The sequence below is a fragment of the Rickettsia rickettsii genome (genome assembly GCF_001951015.1).
Taxonomy (GTDB): Bacteria; Pseudomonadota; Alphaproteobacteria; order Rickettsiales; family Rickettsiaceae; genus Rickettsia; species Rickettsia rickettsii.
Genome location: NZ_CP018914.1, coordinates 928,438 through 949,373 on the forward strand (window position 1 = coordinate 928,438; position 20,936 = coordinate 949,373).

Consider the following 20,936-nt stretch of genomic DNA (forward strand, 5'->3'; position numbering starts at 1 on the left):
TAGCAAAATTTTATTAGTTTTTGCTTTTAAATTACTATAAAGTGTTATTTACTTTCAAACTTTTTATTTGCCTTGATAATCTGCTGATTTTTCTTGAGGCGGTATTTAATTTAATTATATTTTTTTTCACACCTTGCATTATCTTAGACTGAGCAACAGATAAAGCTATGTTAGCATTTTCTTTATTACCAAGACTGATTTCATGTACAACTTTCTTTATAAAAGTTTTTATTGCACTAGATCGTTTTTTATTGATTAGAGTTCTTTTTACTGTTTGTCTAGCAGCTTTTTTTGCTGAAGAATGATTAGCCATCACCGAGTCCCTTATATTTTAATTTTTAATTTCTTCATTAGCATCTTGCTGTATATTTCCTTTAGCATTAATATCTCTATCTACAAATTCAATATATGCTATCGGTGCTAAATCACCATAACGGAATCCGGCTTTTATTATTCTAGTATAACCGCCAGGTCTATCTTTATATCTGGTACCTAAAATATTTATAAGCTTTTCTACTGCTGTTTTATCTTTTATTTTTGATAAAACGCTTCTTCTTACCATTAAATCAGCTTTTTTAGCTTTAGTAATTAGAGTTTCAATATAAGGTCTTAATTCCTTAGCTTTTGGTAAAGTAGTTTTAATTTGTTCATGGGTTACAAGTGCTACAGCCATATTAGCGAGCATTGCTTGCCGATGACTACTTGTTACATTTAACTTTCTGCCTTTAATTTTATGTCGCATTTTTTAGTCCTTAATTATAAGAATCTTCATAACGTTTAGATAATTCCTGCATATTTTCCGGTGGCCAATCCGGTACATCCATACCGAATCTTAAATTAAATTTTGCCAATATTTCTTTAATCTCATTTAAAGATTTTCTACCAAAATTTGGAGTTCTTAGCATATCGGCTTCCGTTCTTTTTACTAGATCCCCTATATATATTATATTATCATTTTTCAAACAATTTGCCGATCTAACCGATAATTCCAATTCATCAACTCTCTTAAGTAAATAAGGTGAAAATGGTAAAGCATCAGTTTTAACTTGCTTATCTTCTTCCTGTTCTTCAAAAGAAATAAATAATTGTAATTGCTCCTGTAAAATACGTGCAGCTAAACCTACAGCCATTTCAGGTAATACAGCACCGTTAGTTTCTACAAACATAATTAATTTATCATAATCGGTAACCTGACCTACCCTAGTATTTTCTACCTTATAAGTAACACTTTTTACCGGATTAAATAAAGCATCTATAGCTATTTCACCAATAGGTAAATTATCCTCATAATTATTTGTGCTAAGTACATATCCTTTACCAACCTTGCAAGTTAATTCCATTTCAAGCTGCTTGTCCTTAGCTAGATCACAAATTACATGATCCGGATTCAGTATTTCTACATCATGACCTGTCTCAATCATACCGGCCGTTACAACACAAGGTCCTGTTGCTTTTAATTTCATGATACGTTTTTCTGCAACATGCATTTTTACTTCAATACCTTTAATGTTTAAAATCACTTCTGATACATCTTCTTTTACACCGGGTATAGAAGAAAATTCATGTTCTATAGCAGGGATCTTTATAGACGTGATAGCTGCTCCTTGTAAAGAAGAAAGTAATACTCTTCTCATAGCATTACCGAGTGTTAAACCAAAACCTCTTTCTAAAGGTTCAACTACAATTTTAGCTTTATTATTGGTTTCTGGAAAATTTTCATAAGCAACTTTATTCGGCTTTATTAAAGTATTCCAATTTTTACTTAACGATAACATTTAATACCTATGATTCTCTTATACTCTTCTTCTTTTTGGCGGTCTTACTCCATTATGAGCAATTGACGATACATCTAAAATTGATGTAACCACAAAATTTTGTCCGAATAAAGCTCTCATTGCTGATTCACGCTGAGCCCCCGGTCCTCCAATCCTAATAGAAATAGTTTTTAGACCATATTCTTTTGCTTTTTCCGATGCTCTATCAACTGTTACTTGAGCTGCATAAGGTGTTGCTTTTCTTGCCCCTTTAAACCCATTACCTCCTGCCGATGCAGAAGAAATGGTATTACCTTGGATATCAGTAAATGTTACTATAGTATTATTAAATGATGCTCGGATATGCACAACACCAAGAGTGATAGTTTTTTTCTTTTTCTTAACTTTAACCGTCTGATTCATTATTTATACTCTATACTTAAACTATTATTTTACAGCTTTTTTCTTTCCGGCTATCGCAATAGCTTTACCTTTTCTAGTTCGAGCATTAGAATGCGTGTTCTGTCCTCTCACCGGCAACTTACGTATATGTCTAAGTCCTTGATAACATCTTATATCTTTCTTTTTCTTAATATTAAGCGTAACTTCTCGTCTTAAATCACCCTCAACTTTATACTCACTTTCAATAATATTACGTAAGCCTATTAACTCTTGATCTGTCAGTTCTTTCACTTTTTTATCTTTCGATATTTTTGCTTTATTACAGATCTCTGCTGCCATAGTAGGCCCAAGACCGTAAATGTAAGTTAAACTCACAACTACACGTTTATTATCAGGAATATTAACACTTGCAATTCTTGCCACAAATAATCTCCAACATTTTACTGGTAACTAAAAGATAATATAAAAATCTTTGATAAAGTCAATTTATTTTTAGTATTTTCTGTATATCCATTGCTATTTCTTGTTCATTTTTACTGCCATTAACTATATAAAAATTACCACTATTTTTATAATAATCTATTAACGGATATGTTTCTGTTTTATATACTTCAATTCTTTTTTTTATTACTTCTTCATTATCGTCTTTTCTATAATCAAATGTACTTGAACCGCAAACATCACATACATTATCAGTTTTAGGCTGCAAGAAGTACCTATTATATATTTTACCGCAATTTTTACAACTATATCTTCCTAAAATTCTTTTAATTAATAATTCACCTGAAACATCAAAATATATTATTTTAATTTTTTCTTTAATAAATGATTCAAAAAATTGCGCTTGCTCTAAATTACGCGGATATCCATCTAATATGTAGCCGTTTTTATATTCAAAGGATAATAAAAAATTTTTGATTACTTGATTAACTATTTCATTAGGGATAAGCTCCCCTTGCCTAACATAATTATTAATTAACTCTGCTTCACTAGTTGATGTTTTAATAATCGTTCTAAATATATCACCGATTGCTATATGTGGTAAATCAATTTTTTTAGCTATCTTTTTTCCTTGTGTGCCCTTTCCCGCTCCTGGAGGACCTAAAAAAATTACTATCACTATTTAAACTCATTTTTAATTTTTTAATTTTATTTTCTTCATTAAACCTTCATACTTACTACTAAATAAGTAAGTTTGAATCTGAGTCATAGTATCAAGTACCACATTCACTACAATTAAAAAACTCGTACCTCCTAAAGAAAGAGAGATTACATATTTATTCATTAATAGCTCCGGAATTACACATATTACACTTAAATATATCCCACCTATAACCGTAAGCCTTGTAAGTATATAATCAAAATAATCAGACGTATTTTTTCCTGGTCTTTTACCTGGAATATAAGCACCGTATTTTCTTAAATTATTAGCAGTTTCTTCAGAATTAAATACTATTGCAGTATAAAAAAAACTAAAAAACATAATTAATGCTACATATAATAAAATATATACAGGTTTTCCATGCCCTAAGTAATAAGTAAGCATGCCCATAGTTTCTGAATTACTATTAGAAAAATTAGCAAGCGTAGCAGGAAATAGTAAAATTGAACTAGCAAATATTGGAGGTATTACACCAGCAGTATTTAACTTGAGAGGCATATGGGTTGCTTCGCCTCCATAAATTTTATTTCCTACTTGTCTTTTAGGATACTGCACCAATAATTTTCTTTGGGCTCTTTCAAAAAATATAATTATAGCTATTAATACAACTACTCCAATACAAACAGCTATCGCTATTAAAGGCGATAATGCTCCTTTTCTTGATAATTCAAACATACTAATAATAGCACTAGGTACTCCTGAAATTATACCTATAAATATAATTAAAGACGTACCATTACCTATTCCGCGCTGTGTAATTTGTTCTCCTAACCACATTAATAGCATCGTGCCTACAACTAAAGTAATTACGGTTGTAACTCTAAAGAAAAAACCTGCTAAGATTACTACAGGACCAGTATTTGTTACAATCGACTCTAAACTTATAGCAACTCCATAAGCCTGAAAAGAAGCAAGTAGAACCGTTAAATATCTCGATAGCTGATTTACTTTTCTTTTGCCGACTTCCCCTTCTTTTTTTAAATTTTCCAAAGGTTTATATGCAACTGACATTAATTGGATAATAATTGAGGCAGTAATATACGGCATAATTGCTAAAGCAAAAATGGACATTCTACCTAGCGATCCTCCGGATAGCATATTAAACATTCCGAGTATTCCGGATTGATTCTTTGCAGCCACACTACTTAAAGCAATTGAATCTATACCAGGTATAGGTATAAAAGACCCAAATCTACATACTATAAGAATGAGCATAGTAAAAACAATGCGACTAACTAAATCATTACCGGATTTTTTAGAAAAATTCTGCCCCATATACTATAATAATTTTCCACCTGCTTTCTCGATTAAATCCTTAGCTTTAGCAGAATAAGCATCTAATTTTAATGATAGAGGAGCAGCGAAATCATCACTACAAATAGATAATAATTTCACTAATTTCTTATTATTTTTATTATTAACTACTCTGGCTTCTACCAATTTTTCTTTCGTAATATTATCATCAGCACTTAAACGCCCATCGGCTAATGCTTCTTCAATATTATAAATATTTATTATATTGTATTTTTTAGTTGAAATACAATTAAACCCTCTTTTAGGTAGTCTTTTGATCATAGGTGTTTGACCACCTTCAAAACCTTTTATTGCAACGCCGGATCTAGATTTTTGACCTTTAATTCCTCTACCGCCGGTTTTTCCTTTACCACTACCAATACCGCGTGCTATTCTTTTCTTATTTTTTTTAGCACCTATATTATTATATAATTCATTTAATTTCATTTAAAAACTCTAATTACATATTTTCTATTTTTAACAAATGCTTTACTTTTTTAACCATCCCTTTGATTGAATTAGTATTTGCAAGAATAACGCTCTTATTAATTTTGTTTAAACCAAGCCCAACTAATATCAACCTTTGATCATACTTACGACCTATAGCACTGTGAACTTGAGTAATTTTTATATTATTGATCTTATTATTCATAACTTCACCTTACTTATGCAACATTATTCATTAACTTGAATGTCAGCAGATTTTACAGATATTTCATTTACTTTTTTATCTCTTCTCATAGCAATAGATTTTGGTGATGCAAGTTTATTTAATGCATCAAATGTTGCAGAAATCATTGCGTAAACATTCGTTGAACCTATTGATTTAGCAACAACATCATGAATGCCTAAAGAGTCAAAAATTGCTCTCATAGATCCTCCGGCTATAACGCCTGTACCTGCTTTAGCTCTTCTTAAAATCACTTTAGCAGCTCCACTTTTACCGACAACGTCATGGTGAATAGTCCTATTTTGATATAACGGTACTTTCATCATTCTCTTTTTAGCGGCTTGTTTTGCCTTTCCTCGAGCTTCATTTACTTCTTTAGCTTTTCCGTGTCCCGCTCCGACTCTGCCAGCTTTATCACCGACCACTACATAAGCAGAAAAAGCAAAGCTTCTACCGCCTTTTACTACTTTTGTAACTCTATTTACATCAACTAAAACTTCACTTAAAGTCTCGTCATTTTTTTTAACTTTAGACATTACTACAACCTTATAACCTAAAATTTTATTTTCTCTCTAGCTGCATCAGCTAGCGCTTTTACAACACCGTGATACTTATATCCGCCTCTATCAAACACTACGTCTTTTATCCCTGCAGCATAAGCTTTTTTTGCTATTTCTTCGCCTACTTTGATAGCATGTTCAATATTACAATGAGATTTTTTTCTTTTCTCATCTAAAGTTGAAGCAGCAGCAATCGTTATAGACTTAGAATCATCAATAATTTGTGCATATATATGTCTACCTGACTTAAATATTGATAATCTAACTCTATTAGATGTTTTAGATATTTTATGTCTTATTCTACTTCTTCTTTTTTCAAATTTTAGCTTAGCACTACGCATATTTAACTCTTAAATTTAATTTTTCTTACCTTCTTTACGCGGTATAAATTGATTTTCAAATTTAATTCCTTTTCCTTTATAAGGCTCAGGTGGTCTCTGTTTTATAATAATTGAAGCAAATTGTCCTAATTTTTCTTTATCTGTTCCCTCAAGAATAATAATATTTTGCTTAGGCATCTCTATTTTAATATCTGAAGGTATTTCAATTTTTGTATTATGGCTTTTAGCAAGCATTAAATTTAAATATTTACCTTTTACCATCGCCCTGTAACCGACTCCGTTAATTTCGAGTTTAAGCTTAAAACCTTCTTTAACGCCGGTAACCATATTTGATATTATGCTTCTTGCAGTCCCCCACATAGCACGTGCATTTTTCTTTGCGGCTAAAGGTTTTACTAAAAGCTTATTTTCTGCCAATGAAATTGCTATATTACCTTTAAAAGTTTTTGATAATTCGCCTTTAGGTCCGGATATTTTTACTTCTAAATCATTTAAACCAATTTTTACACCTTCAGGTATAGTAATTGGCAATTTTCCAACACGTGACATTTTTTACCTTAAAATACTTTACAAATTACTTCGCCGCCGACATTTTTAATATGAGCTTCTCTATCAGACATAACACCGTAAGGAGTAGAAAGAATATATATACCCATATTATTATAATATCCTTTCAAATCTTTAATAGCAGAATATACTCTTTTTCCAGGCTTTGATACTCTATGAATTTCGCATATAGAAGCATCGCCATTAACAGAGTATTTTAAAGCTACCTCAGTATAACTAATATTATTTTTTTGAGTAGTTATATAATCTTTTATATAACCTTCTTTTTGCAACACATCTAAAATTGAAGTTTTAATTTTAGAACTAGGAAAAGAAACATTTATCAATTTGCTTTTATAAGCATTTCTAATTCTAGTTAACATATCTGCTACATTATCCGTCATTGACATATGATTTACCTATCGACTTTTACCAACTTGACTTAACTACACCGGGAACTAAGCCTCTGCCTATTAATTCTCTAAGCTTATTCCTCGATATACCAAACTTTCTTGTAACACCTCTTGGTCTACCTGTAAGCTCACATCTATTTCTTATTCTAGTAGATGATGAATTTCTAGGTAATTGTGCAAGTGACATTACCAAAGAAAAACGCTCTTCTAATGAAATATTTTTATCATAAATTTTACTTTTTAGTGCTAAACGTTTATTATGTAAACTTTGTGATTTTTTTTTCCTACTTTCGTTCTTTTTTATAGAACTTACTTTTGCCATTATATATATCCTAAAAATTAATTATAAAAAGGTAAATTAAACCCTGATAACAAAAATTTACTTTCTTGATCTGTTTTAGCAGATGTAACGATTGTAATATCCATACCTCTTATTGTATCGATTTTATCGTAATTAATTTCAGGAAAAACGATCTGCTCTTTTAACCCAAAAGTAAAATTCCCTTTACCATCAAAACTTTTATAAGAAAAACCGCGAAATTCCTTAACACGGGGTAATGCAACAATTACTAACCTCTCTAAAAAATCATACATTCTATCTTTACGTAATGTAACCTTGCAACCTATTTTCATATTTTCGCGTAACTTAAAAGTTGCAATAGATTTTCTTGCTAACGTTACAACCGGCTTCTGACCGGAAATCAAAGTAAGATCATTTACTGCATTATTAATTACTTTGGAATTGGCTGTTGCTTCCCCTACTCCCATATTTATAACAATTTTCTTAATTTGCGGTATTTCGTGTTTATTTTTATAAGAAAATTTTTTTTGTAAGTTTTCAATAATTTTTTGCTGATATAATTCTTTAAATCTTAACATTATTTACCTTCCTTACCAATAATTTCCCCTGATTTCTTTGCTACTCTAACCTTAGAACCGTCTTCTAAGAATTTAAAAGCTACCTTGGTAGGGTTACCGGTTTTTGGATCGATGTGTGCAATATTTGAGATATGTATAGGTAATTCTTTAGTTATTATCCCGCCTTCACTCATTTGATTAGGTTTAGTATGCTTTTTTACTACATTTACTCCAGAAACAATTACTTTACTGTCCTCCGGGAAAACTTTTAATATTTTACCTTTTTTTCCTTTGTGCTTTCCGGTAATAACAACAACTTCATCACCTTTTTTTACTTTTAATTTAATCATTTATAACACTTCCTCTGCAAGCGACATTATTCTAACATATTTTTTCGCTCTAAGTTCTCTTGTAACAGGACCAAAAACTCTAGTACCGATAGGTTCATCTTGTTTATTCAAAAGCACTAATGCGTTTTGATCAAATTTTATTGTACTACCATCAGGTCTTACTACTCCAGTCTTGGTACGAACAATCAGGCCTTTATAAACATCACCCTTTTTAACCTTACCGCCGGGTATAGCGTCTTTAACAGATACAACTATAACATCACCCAGCTTTGCCACCATATGGTGAGAGCCACCTAAAACTTTAATACACATAACTTTTTTAGCACCGGAATTATCTGCAACTTCCAAGATGCTCTGCATTTGAATCATAAACTACTTCCAATTTTTTATACACGAGAAATAAAATAAACAATCTACCTTATAAAGTCAAAGATTAAAAAACTTTATTCCCCATTTACCACTACCCATGTTTTGGTTTTTGAGATAGGCCGACTTTCAATTATACTAACTTTATCTCCTTCTTGATATTTATTTTCTGAATCATGAGCAGCATATTTTTTAGATACTTTCACAAATTTTTTATAAATAGGATGCTTAAACTTTCTTTCTACTTTTACTGTAACCGTCTTATCAGCTTTTGAACTTATAACCACACCTTGTAACAATCTTTTCGGCATTTTAATATTCCTCACTATTAGCTCTTTTTGTTAATTCAGTTTTAATACGTGCTATAGACTTTTTGACTAACGAAAACCTACTAGTATTTTTTAAATCACCTAAAGCTTGTTGAAATCTTAAATTAAACAATTCTTTTTTTAAAAGATTAAGGTTTTTATAAAGCTCTTCTATTGTTTCAGTAGATAACTTACTTCTTAATAATTTTAAATCATTCATAACGTCTCACTATCCTTGTTCTAACAGGTAATTTTGCACTTGCAAGCTCCAAAGCTCTAAGTGCAACATTTTCTTCTACCCCTTCAATTTCAAACATAATTCTTCCAGGCGAAACTCTAACTGCAAAAAATTCAGGAGAACCTTTACCTTTACCCATTCTTACTTCGGCAGGCTTTTGAGAAACGGGAACATCCGGAAAAATGCGAATCCATAATCTTCCTTGCCTTTTCATACATCTAGTAGCAGCTTTTCTTCCTGCTTCTATTTGTCTTGCAGTAACACGCCAACCATCTATAGATTTTAGACCAAATGATCCAAAAGCAAGCGTCGTACCTGCTTTTGCTGTTGAAGCAACCCTACCCTTATGAGCTTTTCTAAATTTTTGTTTTTTCGGAGCTAACATTTTAATACTTAAAATTAATTATATCTTTTATTTTCTGTATATTCACCTTTATAAATCCACACTTTAACCCCTATAACTCCATAAGTAGTTATAGCCTCAGCTGTTGAATAATCAATATCAGCTCTTAAAGTATGTAACGGCATTCTTCCTTCTATATACCATTCGGTTCTAGCAATTTCAGCACCTCCAAGTCGTCCTGAACAACTAACCCTGATACCTTGTCCACCTTGTTTAAATGACGCCTGAATTGCTGTTTTCATGGCTTTTCTAAAAGAAACTCTTTTTTCAAGCTGTAGTGCTATAGTTTGAGCTACTATAGCAGCATCTATATTAAATTTTCGAACTTCGTGAATATTTATATAAACTTCTTTTAAAGAAGTCATTTTCTCGATAGCTTTTTTTAGCTTATCAATTTCACTACCGTTTCTACCGATAATGATATTTGGTTTTTTGGCATTAATATTAATTATAATACTTTTATTAGACGGGCGTTCAATTAAAACTCTACTAATTTGGGCTTGATTAAAACCCTTATTTATTAAATCCCTAATTTTTAAATCTTGTATAAAAAGAGTTTTATAATGTTTTTCTGCATATAATATGGAATCCCAACCTTTAATTAAAGTCGGTCCAACTCTAAAACCATGTGCACAAACTTTCTGCCCCATTTTAATTATCCTCTTTTTCTGTAACAGTTATATAAAGATTACTAAAAAACTTATTTATTCTAGTTGCTCTTCCTTTTGCTCTTGGCATAACTCTTTTCATTACTAAAGCCTTACCTACAGTCGCTTTAGTAATAACCAATCTATCTATATCTAGACCTAAATTATTTTCAGCATTTGCAACAGCAGATTGTAAACAATCTTTTACAACTTTTGCAATTCTTTTAGGAGAAAAAGTTAATTGTACCAATGCTTCAGATACTTTCATATTTCTAATAAAGGCTGCAACTAAATTGAGCTTCCTTGAACTTACTCTAATAGATTTAGCTTGTGCCGTAGCAAAATTTTTATTTTCCTGTACCATATAAATCTTTATTTTCTTTTGATTTTTTTATCTGCTCCATGACCGTGAAATGTTCTAGTAGGAGCAAACTCACCTAATTTTCTTCCAACCATTTCTTCATTTACAGAAACCGGAATAAATTTATTTCCATTATGCACAGAAAAGGTAAACCCTACAAAAATAGGTAAAATCGTTGACCTTCTAGACCAAGTTTTAATCATTTCAGATTTACCTGATTCCATTAATTTTTGAACTTTCTTTATTAAATAACCGTCTACAAAAGGCCCTTTCCATATTGAACGTGCCATACTAATACCTAATTAATTTAAAATCTATTTTCTTTTCTTTACGATAAATTTTGAAGTACGTTTATTTTTACGTGTCTTCTTACCCTTTGTTGGGAATCCCCAAGGAGTAACAGGATGGCGACCTCCTGAAGTTTTACCTTCACCACCGCCATGAGGGTGATCTACAGGATTCATTGCTACACCTCTAACATGCGGTCTCCAACCTAACCATCTATTTCTACCGGCTTTGCCTAAATTAATATTTTTTTGATCCGGGTTAGATATACTACCTATAGTAGCTTTACAATCTAAAGGTACTAACCTAAATTCACCTGATCTTAATTTAATCTGAGCATATCCTGAATCTTTACCCACTAGATCTACTGAAGTACCTGCAGACCTTGCAATTTGACCGCCCTTACCGACTTTCATTTCAACATTATGTAAAGTAGTACCGATAGGAATGCATTTTAAAGGTAAACAATTTCCTATTTTTATATCAGCATCTTGACTTGATATTACTCTATCACCTACAGATAATTTTTGTGGTGCTAGAATATAAGAATATTCCCCATCTTCATATTTTATTAAAGCAATAAAAGCAGTTCTATTAGGGTCATACTCTATTCTTTCAACAATAGCAGAAACATCAATTTTATTTCTTTTAAAATCAATAATACGATATAATTTTTTGTGCCCTCCACCTCTGTGCCAAGAAGTAATTCTACCTTGATTATTTCGTCCACCGGTTTTAGATATACCTTTGGTCAAAGATTTTAAAGGTCTGCCTTTCCATAAACTAGTTTTATCAACTTGAACTAACTCTCTAAGAGAAGGAGTAATTGGATTAAAGTTTTTTAAAGCCATTTATTTAATTCCTCCGGCAAAATCGATATTATGGTCTTTTTCTAATGTAACAATAGCTTTCTTTCTATTGATTTGAGTCCCTATAATTCCTTTAAATCTTTTCTTCTTACCTTTAACGTTTAAAATATTCACTTTTTTTACTTTTACTTTAAATATTTCTTCTATAGCCTTTTTAAGGGTAAGTTTTTCAGCAAATTTATCTACATAAAAAGCGTATTTATTTTGTTCCGAAAGGGTTGTAGTTTTTTCTGTAATAATAGGTTTTCTAATTAAATCGTAGTATTTATAAGCACTCATCTTAACCTCTCTTCTAAAACACTCACTGCTTCTTGTGATAATAGGACATATTCATGTCGTATTATATCATAAACATTGGCTCCTATTTGTGGAACAACCACAGTATTATAAATATTTTTTGCAGCTAAAGAAAAATTAATATCTACTTCATTTCCGTCTATTACAAAGAAACTTTTCCCTTGAAATTTGTTTAATATATTTACAAGAGCAGAAGTTTTAGGCTTATCTAGCTTTAAAGAATCTATTACTAATAATTTTCCTTCAGCGCATTTCTCGGATAAAGCATGAATTAAACCCAGTTTTCGTACTTTTTTAGGTAATTTCGTTGCATGACTACGTACTCTAGGTCCATGAGCTACACCACCACCACGCATCTGTACCGATCTAAGGGAGCCTTGTCTTGCATTACCTGTACCTTTTTGCTTAAACGGTTTTTTTGTGGTTCCTAATACTTCTGATACTGTTTTAGTTTTGTGGTTACCGGACATTGCCTTAGCTCTCTGCCAATCAATAACCTGCTTTATTATATCATCTCTGATAAATTCAACAGCAAATATATCTTCATTTAAGCTAATCTCACCAACTTCTTCATTAGCAAGACTTAATATTTTAGTTTTCATCTTTATTTTAACCTTATACAGTCTTATATAAAACTTTTATATAAATAATATTGCATGGCGTTTTGTTAATGTGATAATCTTTAACCTCAACAAACATGTCTAAATATCTATTATACAGTTATTGAAATCTTTTTTATTGCATCTTTTACTGAAAGATACGAATTTTTGTGACCGGGTATACTACCCTGAATCATAATAAGCTTACGCTCTTTATCAACGGCAAATATTTTCAAATTTTGAATAGTAACTTGGTTACATCCCATATGACCGGCCATTTTTTTGCCTTTGAAAACCTTTCCTGGATCTTGTCTTTGTCCTGTAGAACCATGCGAACGATGGGATATCGAAACACCGTGAGAAGCTTCAAGACCTCTAAAATTATGTCTTTTCATACTACCGGCAAATCCTTTACCTATAGTAGTTGCCGTTATATCCACAAATTGTCCTGCCGTAAAATGGTCTACTTCTAAACTTGCTGCTATATCAATAAAATTCTCTTCAGAAATTCTAAATTCTTTTAATTTAGTTTTAGGAGATATTTTAGCATTAGCAAAAACTTGTCTCATAGGTTTGGTTACTCTAGATATTTTTTTATCTTTTACACCTATAACCAAAGCATTATATCCATGTTTTTCTAGAGTTTTATGCCCTACTACTTGACAATCATCAACTTTTACCAATGTTAAAGAAATTCTCTCGCCTTTATCATTAAAAACACTAGTCATCCCAATTTTTTGAGCAATTATACCAGTTCTCATTTATTCCCCACTCTCTAATTCAATCACTACATCAACACCTGCTGCTAAATCGACTTTACTTAAAGCATCGACAACCGCCGGATTCGGATCACCTATAACTAATAATCTTTTATGCTTTCTAATTTCAAATTGCTCTCTTGACTTCTTATGTACATGAGGAGACCTATTTACGGTAAATCTTCCAATTTTTTTAGGTAAAGGAATAGGACCATTAATTTTAGCAAACGTTCTTTTAACAGCACTAACTATCTCTTTTGTAGCTTGATCAAGACTACGATGATCAAATGATTTTAAACGAATTTTGATTTTATTTTTCATTCAGTAAACCTAATATTTAAACAGCAAGATGTTTTTTTAGACATCTTTCTAAACTGTACTTCTAGAGGTAATTTGTACGTCGATCCGGCACTCGAATCCTCACGTCCGTTATATACGCTGTGGTCCTGCATTCCGTACCTCCTTCAAATTCTTCTCTATAAGCCGGTTCGGAAAAATGTCTATTACACCTTAAAATATAAATACCTATTATTAAAAAATAATAGGTATTTATAAAATCAATTAATTATTTATTTTAGTTACTACGCCGGCACCCACTGTTCTACCACCTTCACGTATAGAGAATTTCAACCCTTCCTGCATCGCAATCGGTTTAATTAATTCCACTGTAAAAGTAGCATTATCTCCAGGCATAACCATCTGCTTATCAGCAGGCAATTTTATTGTACCGGTAACATCTGTTGTTCTAAAATAGAACTGCGGACGATAATCATTAGTAAATGGGGTATGACGCCCACCTTCTTCTTTACTAAGCACATATACTTCAGCTTCAAACTTATCATGCGGTTTTATGCTACCAGGTTTTGCGAGAACTTGTCCTCTTTCAACTTCTTCTCTTTTTGTACCGCGTAGTAATATGCCAACATTATCTCCGGCTTGTCCTTCATCAAGTAATTTTCTGAACATTTCTACACCGGTACAGGTAGTTTTTTGCGTATCTTTTAGACCGACTATTTCAATTTCCTCACCTACCTTAATTATTCCTGACTCTACTCTACCAGTTACAACAGTACCTCTTCCTGAAATAGAGAATACATCTTCTATTGGCATTAAGAAAGGTTTATCCGTAGCTCTTACAGGCTGCGGTATATAGCTATCTACTGCATCCATTAGCTCATTAATAGCTTTTTCACCTTCAGGCTTTCCTTCTAAAGCTTGAAGTGCAGAACCTTTAATAATAGGTATTTCATCACCCGGGAAACCATATTTTGATAATAATTCCCTTACTTCCATCTCTACTAGTTCTAATAGATCAGGATCATCCACCATATCTATTTTATTTAAAAATACTACCATAGCAGGCACACCTACCTGTTTTGCTAGTAATATATGCTCTCTAGTTTGCGGCATAGGACCATCAGCAGCAGAAACTACTAATATTGCACCGTCCATCTGAGCGGCACCGGTTATCATGTTCTTTACATAGTCAGCGTGTCCCGGACAATCTACGTGTGCATAGTGTCTATTTTTAGTCTCATATTCTACATGTGCAGTAGAAATAGTTATACCTCTTTCTTTTTCTTCAGGAGCAGCATCAATTTGATCATACGCTGTAGCTTGTGCTCCACCTGTCTTAGCAAGTACTATAGTTATTGCTGCCGTTAAGGAAGTTTTACCGTGATCTACGTGACCGATCGTACCTATATTAACGTGCGGTTTAGTGCGTTCAAATTTTGCTTTTGCCATATTATTACTCTCTACAATTTTTTAGGTTTAATACAAGTTTTTTTATAAGTGCATTTTCTTGCTAAATTTATTTGTTACCACTATCTCTGGAGCGGGTGATGGGAATCGAACCCACACAGCCAGCTTGGAAGGCTGGAACTCTACCATTGAGCTACACCCGCATTGTGGCACTATTAATAAAATAATTTCAAAGTTATTTTGTTAACAGTGCTATATCAATTTTATTCAGATTTATAAATATACACAATTATGTTTTATTTTTAAATAAAATGATATGCTTCCCTGAACCATTTAAGTGGTGGAGGGAGAAGGATTTGAACCTTCGAACGCTTACGCGGGCAGATTTACAGTCTGCTGCCATTGACCACTCGGCCACCCCTCCTAAAGAACTCTACTGTATTAAATAGACTAATTCACTGTAAAATACAATATATAATTAGTATTAGGACTTAATAAAACTTCTTGCCGAATCATCAAATAAACAAATAGCAGCTTGCACATTTATTTAGTTGTAACTTTCTATAATAAATAGTAGTTTCTGTCAAGAATAAATTACTGACGGTTTTCAATAAGATGCAAAATAAAAAACTTGATTCTAAACATTGTTATTATATGTATGGGAAACATCCTGTCTTTTCTGCTCTAAATAATCCAAAACGTCAAATTGACAATATTTTATGCACTAGGGAAATTTTTGAGACACATAAAAAATTAATAGGTACTAGAGCTTACGAAATTGTTAATAACGATATTTTATCTAAATTACTGGAAAACCAAACACATCAAGGAATAGCTGCAAAAATTAGACCAATTTTTTCTTACAATTTAGAGGACATAGATATAACAAATCCAAAATGTAAAATTGCGATTCTTGATCAAATAACAGACACACAAAATATTGGCGCAATTATTCGTAGTGCCGCTGCTTTTGATATAAATGCTATAATATTACCTCAAGATAATTCTCCAAATGAAAACGGCAGCATTGCTAAAGCGGCTTGCGGTACTTTAGAATTAATACCTATAATTAAAGTTACTAACTTACGCTCATGTATGAATTATCTTAAAAAACACGGCTTTTGGATTATAGGTCTAACAGGTTCTGCAAATGACTACTTTACCGATAAATTAATTTCCGACAAAATAGTATTGGTATTTGGCTCAGAAGATAAAGGCATACGAAGATTAGTTGCAGAAACATGTGATTATTTAGCCAAAATCCCTATTTCTCAGAGAGTAGAAAGTCTTAATGTATCAAATGCCGCTTCTATACTTTTTCATTCATTACATAAATAATATTTTTAATAAATCACATATTGTTTTTTATTTACTTCGATATAAATATTTAGTCTACTAAAATTAAAGTCATAAACTTTGATTATATCAATTAACTTGAGAGACAAGTCATGAAAAGGGAACCAAATGAACAAATTATCGAGAGTTTTGAAAAACAATTAGACATATTTATAAATGCACTTACAGAAAAAGAGATAACAACAGCTATATTAAACAATTTTTTTGATAAAGTGATCAATAACCTCAAGAATGAAAGATTAATTAATGATATTATATTTGATATATATCAAGGTAAAACAGTAATTACTAAACCTATATATTCCGATTATATAGAATCCTCTGAACCTAAATATAACGAACATTGGCAAAAATTTTATAGTTTTAATCGTAATCTTATGATAGAAAGCACATTAATATTTATTGCTAAGAATCTAAAAAAAGCTTCTTTAACAAACAAATTATATTATAGCTTTGCTAAATTAGCCCAGCAATTAGACTTGAATGCAGTAAGTGATCATTTTATGAAAAAAATAGATAATTATATAACATTTAACAATTTATGAAAAATTACAGAACCGAAAGTGATTCTTTTGGAGAAATTCAAATAGAAGAAAAATTTTATTGGGGGGCTCAAACTCAAAGATCTTTAGAAAATTTTAAAATAGGCAAGCAAAAAATGCCTGAAATTTTAATTCGTGCTCTTGCTATTTTAAAAAAATGTGCAGCACAGGTTAATCATGAGTTTGGTGCTTTAGAAGCTAAAATCGCTATAAGTATAGATAAAGCCACGGATAGAATCTTAGAAGGCGAATTTGAGGATAATTTTCCTTTAGTAGTTTGGCAAACAGGTTCAGGAACACAAACAAACATGAATATGAACGAGGTTATTGCCTCTATTGCCAACGAAGAATTAACAGGCAAGAAAGGCGGCAAATCTCCGGTACATCCTAACGATCATGTTAATAAAGGACAATCATCCAACGACTCTTTTCCAACCGCTATGCATATAGCAACCGTACTTGCAACTAAACAGCAACTGATACCAGCTTTGAATAATATACTGACCTCTTTGCAGGATAAGTCAAAAGATTGGGACAAAATCATAAAAATAGGACGTACCCACTTGCAGGATGCAACTCCTTTAACTCTTAAACAGGAATTCTCCGGATATATTACACAAATAGAGTATGCTTTAGAACGCATAGAAAATGCACTACAAAAAGTTTATCTACTTGCCCAAGGAGGTACAGCAGTCGGTACAGGTATTAACTCAAAAATAGGCTTTGATATAAAATTTGCCGAGAAAGTGGCAGAGTTTACTAAACAACCCTTTAAGACGGCTCCTAATAAATTTGAAAGTCTAGCTGCTCACGACGCACTAGTAGAATTTTCAGGAACTCTTAATACTATAGCAGTTAGCTTAATGAAAATAGCAAATGATATAAGACTGCTCGGCTCCGGTCCAAGATGCGGTCTTGGTGAGCTACATTTACCTGAAAATGAACCTGGTTCTTCTATTATGCCCAGTAAAGTAAACCCTACACAAGTCGAAGCTTTAACAATGGTGTGCAGTCAGGTGATGGGAAATCATGTTACGGTTACTATTGCCGGCTCAAACGGACATCTTGAACTTAACGTATTTAAACCCGTAATAATATACAATATCCTACAATCTATAGAGCTGTTATCCGATAGCGTAAATAGCTTTGTTACTCACTGTGTTAAAGGATTAGAACCCAATATAGCACGCATTAATGATTTACGTGATAAATCTCTAATGCTTGTTACAGCTCTTAATCCGCATATAGGCTATGATAATGCTGCAAAAATTGCTAAAGAAGCACATAAGCACGGGATCACTTTAAAAGAAGCAGCTAAAAAACTCAATCTTCTATCGGAAGCAAAATTTGATAAAATAGTAGTACCTGAAAAAATGGTTAGTCAATCTTAGGTTTGATACAAAGATATTAATTTAAACTATTAATGTTACTGTATAAAATCTTATAAATAGGATAATATTAAATTAGTCTATTATTATATTACCTATGTGAAACAAAATTTATCTAATCAAATTAACCTACTCGAAGCAAAAACTCATTTTTCTGATCTAATACAACGTGTACAAGACGGAGAACAAATTACCATTTGTAAGCATAATACGCCGGTTGCAAAAATTATAACTCAAAAACCTAAAATGGATAATATAGTAAAGCAAATAAGAGAATTCCACAAAGGCAAAACATTAGAGCTCCTTATATTATTAAAGAGCTTAGAGATGAAGGTAGCAAATGGTGAATTCTAAACCGTTTATAGCCGATTGCTCCATAACTGTCTCATGGTTCTTTTATGATGAACGTGATAAATATTCAGATTTTACATTAGATTATTGTTATAAGTTTAGAGTGATAGTACCGCCTCTTTGGAGACTTGAAGTAACTAATGTAATATTAATAGCAGAAAAACGTGCTAGAATAAAATCAGTAGAGGTTATCAAAATTATAGATTTTTTAAACTCTCTCCCCCTTAATATATCAAATTTAAATTTTTCCATACATGAAATTAAAATGCAAGAGCCAACAATCTTACTACATATGATACAACTTATTTATTAACTGCAATGCATTAAGTACTTCCTATGGCCACTAACGATAAAGCATTAATCAAAGCATGTCATAATAACGGCATTCCACTATTTTATAGTGAATTAGCTTGAATTAGGGATGATTTATAAGAAATATTTTATTTTTTTAAGGGCATAGCGAATACCGTTAATACTAATCCATTTACGGTATGAGATATGTTCTTAAAAAAATAAAATATTTCTTATAAATCATCCCTAATTCAAGCTAATTCACTATAAAATACAATAATCCATATTTTTCATAAAAAGTTTATGGAAATTTCTAAATCTTTTATTATACTTAAACATTATATATAAAATAAAAGAGTATCATGGTTTTAAATATCAAAGCTCCTGAAAATATAGTATTAAAACCGACCATTACAGTTTTTGGCGTTGGGGGTGCAGGTAGTAATGCAGTAAATAATATGATTAGTGCTAATCTGCAAGGTGCTAATTTTGTAGTAGCTAATACTGATGCACAATCGCTTGAACATTCTTTATGCACTAACAAAATACAACTCGGTGTTTCTACGACTAGAGGTCTTGGGGCAGGAGCTTCTCCTGAGGTTGGAGCACTTGCTGCTCAAGAATCAGAAAGCGAAATTCGTAATTACCTAGAAAATAGCAATATGGTATTTATTACGGCAGGTATGGGCGGTGGTACAGGTACCGGTTCTGCACCGGTTATTGCACGCATTGCTAAAGAACTAGGCATCCTTACGGTTGGGGTAGCAACTAAACCTTTCCATTTTGAAGGCGGTCATCGTATGAAAACTGCCGATAAAGGACTTATTGAATTACAGCAATTCGTTGATACTTTAATTGTAATACCGAACCAAAATCTATTCCGTATTGCTAATGAACAAACGACGTTTGCCGATGCTTTCAAAATGGCAGATGACGTATTACATGCAGGCGTTAGAGGAGTAACGGATTTAATGATTATGCCGGGACTTATTAATCTTGATTTTGCCGATATTAAAGCAGTAATGAGTGAAATGGGTAAAGCAATGATGGGTACAGGTGAAGCTAGTGGCGAAGATAGAGCTATTAAAGCGGCAGAATCTGCAATTTCAAATCCACTGCTAGATCATAGCTCAATGTGCGGTGCAAGAGGTGTATTAATCAATATTACCGGCGGTTCCGACATGACCTTATTTGAAGTTGACAACGCTGCTAATAGAATTAGAGAAGAAGTAGACAACCTTGATGCTAATATTATTTTCGGTTCAACATTTAATCCGGAATTAAAAGGAATGATCAGAGTATCAGTTGTTGCTACCGGTATTGATGCCGATAAAGTACCGACATATAAACCCGCAATAGCTGAAACTACCAATATAGTTCCTGAGGAAACTTATAATAAAGCTATAGCACAACCTACACAAATAGAAGAAATGCCTGATTTTAACAGCTACAGTACCAAAAATATTGAAATTACCGACTCTCCAATAAATCAAAATTTGATCGGAAATGAAAAAGAGCTAGGGTTACATGCCAATACTTTCAACAAATCTGAAGATGACTCACCCAAACCATCATTTTTAGGAAAAATATGGGGTTCTCTGCGTGCTTCAAATAATCAAACTTTAGAACGCAAAAACGTTGTTGTTAGTACTCTAGATCAAGATAATAAAGAGTCTGATATTCATGACATACCGGCTTTTTTAAGAAAGCAACGAGATTAGATTAGAAAATGACTATAATTTCAGAACAGCATAAAACAAGAATTATTAGAAATAACTAAAAATTTTCCTGCAGATACTGCATCACTAATAAATTATGTAGATA

General features: G+C 32.0%; 35 protein-coding genes, 2 tRNA genes and 1 pseudogene. 6 read left to right on the forward strand and 32 right to left on the reverse strand.

Annotated elements, in window-relative coordinates; all coding sequences use genetic code 11:
- Window positions 1-34 precede the first annotated feature (34 nt).
- The 32 genes from rpsT to BTU51_RS05785 all read right to left on the reverse strand — a co-directional run bounded on the left by rpsT (window position 35) and on the right by BTU51_RS05785 (window position 15,608).
- Window positions 35-313 carry a 30S ribosomal protein S20 gene (gene rpsT / locus BTU51_RS05625; protein WP_004997845.1) on the reverse strand — a complete coding sequence of 93 codons (279 nt, stop codon included), beginning with the start codon at window positions 311-313 and terminating at the stop codon, window positions 35-37.
- Between the two features lie 18 nt (window positions 314-331).
- Window positions 332-742, reverse strand: a complete 411-nt coding sequence (rplQ, locus tag BTU51_RS05630) for a 50S ribosomal protein L17 (RefSeq protein ID WP_004997844.1) — start codon at window positions 740-742, stop codon at window positions 332-334.
- A 10-nt stretch (window positions 743-752) separates the two neighbouring features.
- Window positions 753-1,775, reverse strand: a complete 1,023-nt coding sequence (locus tag BTU51_RS05635; protein ID WP_012151133.1) for a DNA-directed RNA polymerase subunit alpha — start codon at window positions 1,773-1,775, stop codon at window positions 753-755.
- 18 nt (window positions 1,776-1,793) lie between these two features.
- Window positions 1,794-2,177, reverse strand: a complete 384-nt coding sequence (gene rpsK / locus BTU51_RS05640) for a 30S ribosomal protein S11 (protein WP_012151134.1) — start codon at window positions 2,175-2,177, stop codon at window positions 1,794-1,796.
- Between the two features lie 24 nt (window positions 2,178-2,201).
- The gene (gene rpsM / locus BTU51_RS05645; RefSeq protein ID WP_012151135.1) at window positions 2,202-2,579 is read right to left on the reverse strand and encodes a 30S ribosomal protein S13; all 378 of its coding nucleotides are present in this window, start codon (window positions 2,577-2,579) and stop codon (window positions 2,202-2,204) included.
- Between the two features lie 58 nt (window positions 2,580-2,637).
- Window positions 2,638-3,276 (reverse strand): adenylate kinase, encoded by a 639-nt coding sequence (locus tag BTU51_RS05650; RefSeq protein ID WP_012151136.1) that lies wholly within the window; start codon window positions 3,274-3,276, stop codon window positions 2,638-2,640.
- A 15-nt stretch (window positions 3,277-3,291) separates the two neighbouring features.
- Window positions 3,292-4,593 (reverse strand): preprotein translocase subunit SecY, encoded by a 1,302-nt coding sequence (gene secY / locus BTU51_RS05655; RefSeq protein WP_012151137.1) that lies wholly within the window; start codon window positions 4,591-4,593, stop codon window positions 3,292-3,294.
- 3 nt (window positions 4,594-4,596) lie between these two features.
- Entirely contained in the window at window positions 4,597-5,058 is a 462-nt protein-coding gene (gene rplO / locus BTU51_RS05660; RefSeq protein WP_012151138.1) for a 50S ribosomal protein L15, read from the reverse strand.
- 13 nt (window positions 5,059-5,071) lie between these two features.
- On the reverse strand, window positions 5,072-5,263 hold the full coding sequence (gene rpmD / locus BTU51_RS05665; RefSeq protein WP_012151139.1) for a 50S ribosomal protein L30: 192 nt from the start codon (window positions 5,261-5,263) through the stop codon (window positions 5,072-5,074).
- A 23-nt stretch (window positions 5,264-5,286) separates the two neighbouring features.
- Window positions 5,287-5,817 (reverse strand): 30S ribosomal protein S5, encoded by a 531-nt coding sequence (rpsE, locus tag BTU51_RS05670; protein WP_012151140.1) that lies wholly within the window; start codon window positions 5,815-5,817, stop codon window positions 5,287-5,289.
- Between the two features lie 17 nt (window positions 5,818-5,834).
- Window positions 5,835-6,182: a 50S ribosomal protein L18 gene (gene rplR, locus BTU51_RS05675; RefSeq protein WP_012151141.1), complete on the reverse strand. Its 348-nt coding sequence runs from the start codon at window positions 6,180-6,182 to the stop codon at window positions 5,835-5,837.
- Between the two features lie 15 nt (window positions 6,183-6,197).
- On the reverse strand, window positions 6,198-6,731 hold the full coding sequence (rplF, locus tag BTU51_RS05680) for a 50S ribosomal protein L6 (RefSeq protein WP_012151142.1): 534 nt from the start codon (window positions 6,729-6,731) through the stop codon (window positions 6,198-6,200).
- Window positions 6,732-6,739: 8 nt separating this feature from the next.
- The gene (gene rpsH / locus BTU51_RS05685; protein WP_010977581.1) at window positions 6,740-7,138 is read right to left on the reverse strand and encodes a 30S ribosomal protein S8; all 399 of its coding nucleotides are present in this window, start codon (window positions 7,136-7,138) and stop codon (window positions 6,740-6,742) included.
- A gap of 19 nt (window positions 7,139-7,157) precedes the next feature.
- A complete protein-coding gene (gene rpsN / locus BTU51_RS05690; protein ID WP_008580947.1) occupies window positions 7,158-7,463 on the reverse strand; it encodes a 30S ribosomal protein S14 in 306 nt (101 codons plus the stop codon).
- A 17-nt stretch (window positions 7,464-7,480) separates the two neighbouring features.
- Window positions 7,481-8,020, reverse strand: coding sequence for a 50S ribosomal protein L5 (rplE, locus tag BTU51_RS05695; protein ID WP_012151144.1), 540 nt, complete (start codon window positions 8,018-8,020; stop codon window positions 7,481-7,483).
- Complete coding sequence (gene rplX / locus BTU51_RS05700; protein ID WP_012151145.1) at window positions 8,020-8,349, reverse strand: 50S ribosomal protein L24; 330 nt, start codon at window positions 8,347-8,349, stop codon at window positions 8,020-8,022. Before rplX ends, rplE begins: the two co-directional genes overlap by 1 nt.
- Window positions 8,350-8,718, reverse strand: a complete 369-nt coding sequence (gene rplN / locus BTU51_RS05705) for a 50S ribosomal protein L14 (RefSeq protein ID WP_012151146.1) — start codon at window positions 8,716-8,718, stop codon at window positions 8,350-8,352.
- 74 nt (window positions 8,719-8,792) lie between these two features.
- Window positions 8,793-9,026, reverse strand: a complete 234-nt coding sequence (gene rpsQ / locus BTU51_RS05710; protein ID WP_012151147.1) for a 30S ribosomal protein S17 — start codon at window positions 9,024-9,026, stop codon at window positions 8,793-8,795.
- Window position 9,027: 1 nt separating this feature from the next.
- Window positions 9,028-9,243 carry a 50S ribosomal protein L29 gene (gene rpmC / locus BTU51_RS05715; RefSeq protein WP_004997809.1) on the reverse strand — a complete coding sequence of 72 codons (216 nt, stop codon included), beginning with the start codon at window positions 9,241-9,243 and terminating at the stop codon, window positions 9,028-9,030.
- A complete protein-coding gene (gene rplP / locus BTU51_RS05720; RefSeq protein ID WP_012151148.1) occupies window positions 9,236-9,646 on the reverse strand; it encodes a 50S ribosomal protein L16 in 411 nt (136 codons plus the stop codon). Before rplP ends, rpmC begins: the two co-directional genes overlap by 8 nt.
- 14 nt (window positions 9,647-9,660) lie before the next feature.
- The gene (gene rpsC, locus BTU51_RS05725; protein ID WP_010977584.1) at window positions 9,661-10,314 is read right to left on the reverse strand and encodes a 30S ribosomal protein S3; all 654 of its coding nucleotides are present in this window, start codon (window positions 10,312-10,314) and stop codon (window positions 9,661-9,663) included.
- 1 nt (window position 10,315) lies between these two features.
- Window positions 10,316-10,675 (reverse strand): 50S ribosomal protein L22, encoded by a 360-nt coding sequence (gene rplV, locus BTU51_RS05730; RefSeq protein ID WP_004997796.1) that lies wholly within the window; start codon window positions 10,673-10,675, stop codon window positions 10,316-10,318.
- 8 nt (window positions 10,676-10,683) lie between these two features.
- Entirely contained in the window at window positions 10,684-10,962 is a 279-nt protein-coding gene (rpsS, locus tag BTU51_RS05735; RefSeq protein ID WP_004997794.1) for a 30S ribosomal protein S19, read from the reverse strand.
- 24 nt (window positions 10,963-10,986) lie between these two features.
- The gene (gene rplB / locus BTU51_RS05740) at window positions 10,987-11,808 is read right to left on the reverse strand and encodes a 50S ribosomal protein L2 (RefSeq protein WP_012151149.1); all 822 of its coding nucleotides are present in this window, start codon (window positions 11,806-11,808) and stop codon (window positions 10,987-10,989) included.
- A complete protein-coding gene (rplW, locus tag BTU51_RS05745) occupies window positions 11,809-12,105 on the reverse strand; it encodes a 50S ribosomal protein L23 (protein WP_012151150.1) in 297 nt (98 codons plus the stop codon).
- Window positions 12,102-12,725: a 50S ribosomal protein L4 gene (gene rplD / locus BTU51_RS05750; RefSeq protein WP_012151151.1), complete on the reverse strand. Its 624-nt coding sequence runs from the start codon at window positions 12,723-12,725 to the stop codon at window positions 12,102-12,104. The genes rplW and rplD overlap by 4 nt, the downstream gene beginning before the upstream one ends.
- A 110-nt stretch (window positions 12,726-12,835) precedes the next feature.
- The gene (rplC, locus tag BTU51_RS05755; RefSeq protein ID WP_012151152.1) at window positions 12,836-13,483 is read right to left on the reverse strand and encodes a 50S ribosomal protein L3; all 648 of its coding nucleotides are present in this window, start codon (window positions 13,481-13,483) and stop codon (window positions 12,836-12,838) included.
- Complete coding sequence (gene rpsJ, locus BTU51_RS05760) at window positions 13,484-13,801, reverse strand: 30S ribosomal protein S10 (protein WP_012151153.1); 318 nt, start codon at window positions 13,799-13,801, stop codon at window positions 13,484-13,486.
- Window positions 13,798-13,932, reverse strand: a complete 135-nt coding sequence (locus BTU51_RS05765) for a palindromic element RPE1 domain-containing protein (protein WP_014362396.1) — start codon at window positions 13,930-13,932, stop codon at window positions 13,798-13,800. Before BTU51_RS05765 ends, rpsJ begins: the two co-directional genes overlap by 4 nt.
- Before the next feature lie 109 nt (window positions 13,933-14,041).
- Complete coding sequence (tuf, locus tag BTU51_RS05775; protein ID WP_004997779.1) at window positions 14,042-15,226, reverse strand: elongation factor Tu; 1,185 nt, start codon at window positions 15,224-15,226, stop codon at window positions 14,042-14,044.
- A gap of 87 nt (window positions 15,227-15,313) precedes the next feature.
- A tRNA-Gly gene (locus BTU51_RS05780) sits at window positions 15,314-15,387 on the reverse strand.
- 135 nt (window positions 15,388-15,522) lie between these two features.
- Window positions 15,523-15,608, reverse strand: a tRNA-Tyr gene (locus BTU51_RS05785).
- A 191-nt stretch (window positions 15,609-15,799) separates the two neighbouring features.
- Here BTU51_RS05785 and rlmB point away from each other — a divergent pair.
- From rlmB to ftsZ, 6 genes and pseudogenes are all read left to right on the forward strand, one after another.
- The gene (gene rlmB / locus BTU51_RS05790; protein ID WP_012262532.1) at window positions 15,800-16,522 is read left to right on the forward strand and encodes a 23S rRNA (guanosine(2251)-2'-O)-methyltransferase RlmB; all 723 of its coding nucleotides are present in this window, start codon (window positions 15,800-15,802) and stop codon (window positions 16,520-16,522) included.
- Between the two features lie 110 nt (window positions 16,523-16,632).
- Entirely contained in the window at window positions 16,633-17,085 is a 453-nt protein-coding gene (locus BTU51_RS05795; protein WP_012151156.1) for a hypothetical protein, read from the forward strand.
- Window positions 17,082-18,473 (forward strand): class II fumarate hydratase, encoded by a 1,392-nt coding sequence (fumC, locus tag BTU51_RS05800; RefSeq protein ID WP_012151157.1) that lies wholly within the window; start codon window positions 17,082-17,084, stop codon window positions 18,471-18,473. Before BTU51_RS05795 ends, fumC begins: the two co-directional genes overlap by 4 nt.
- Window positions 18,474-18,569: 96 nt before the next feature.
- Window positions 18,570-18,817 (forward strand): annotated as a pseudogene (locus BTU51_RS05805) (type II toxin-antitoxin system Phd/YefM family antitoxin).
- Window positions 18,811-19,134 (forward strand): type II toxin-antitoxin system VapC family toxin, encoded by a 324-nt coding sequence (locus BTU51_RS05810; protein WP_012262533.1) that lies wholly within the window; start codon window positions 18,811-18,813, stop codon window positions 19,132-19,134. Before BTU51_RS05805 ends, BTU51_RS05810 begins: the two are co-directional and overlap by 7 nt.
- Before the next feature lie 340 nt (window positions 19,135-19,474).
- Window positions 19,475-20,833: a cell division protein FtsZ gene (ftsZ, locus tag BTU51_RS05820; RefSeq protein ID WP_012262534.1), complete on the forward strand. Its 1,359-nt coding sequence runs from the start codon at window positions 19,475-19,477 to the stop codon at window positions 20,831-20,833.
- Window positions 20,834-20,936 lie beyond the last annotated feature (103 nt).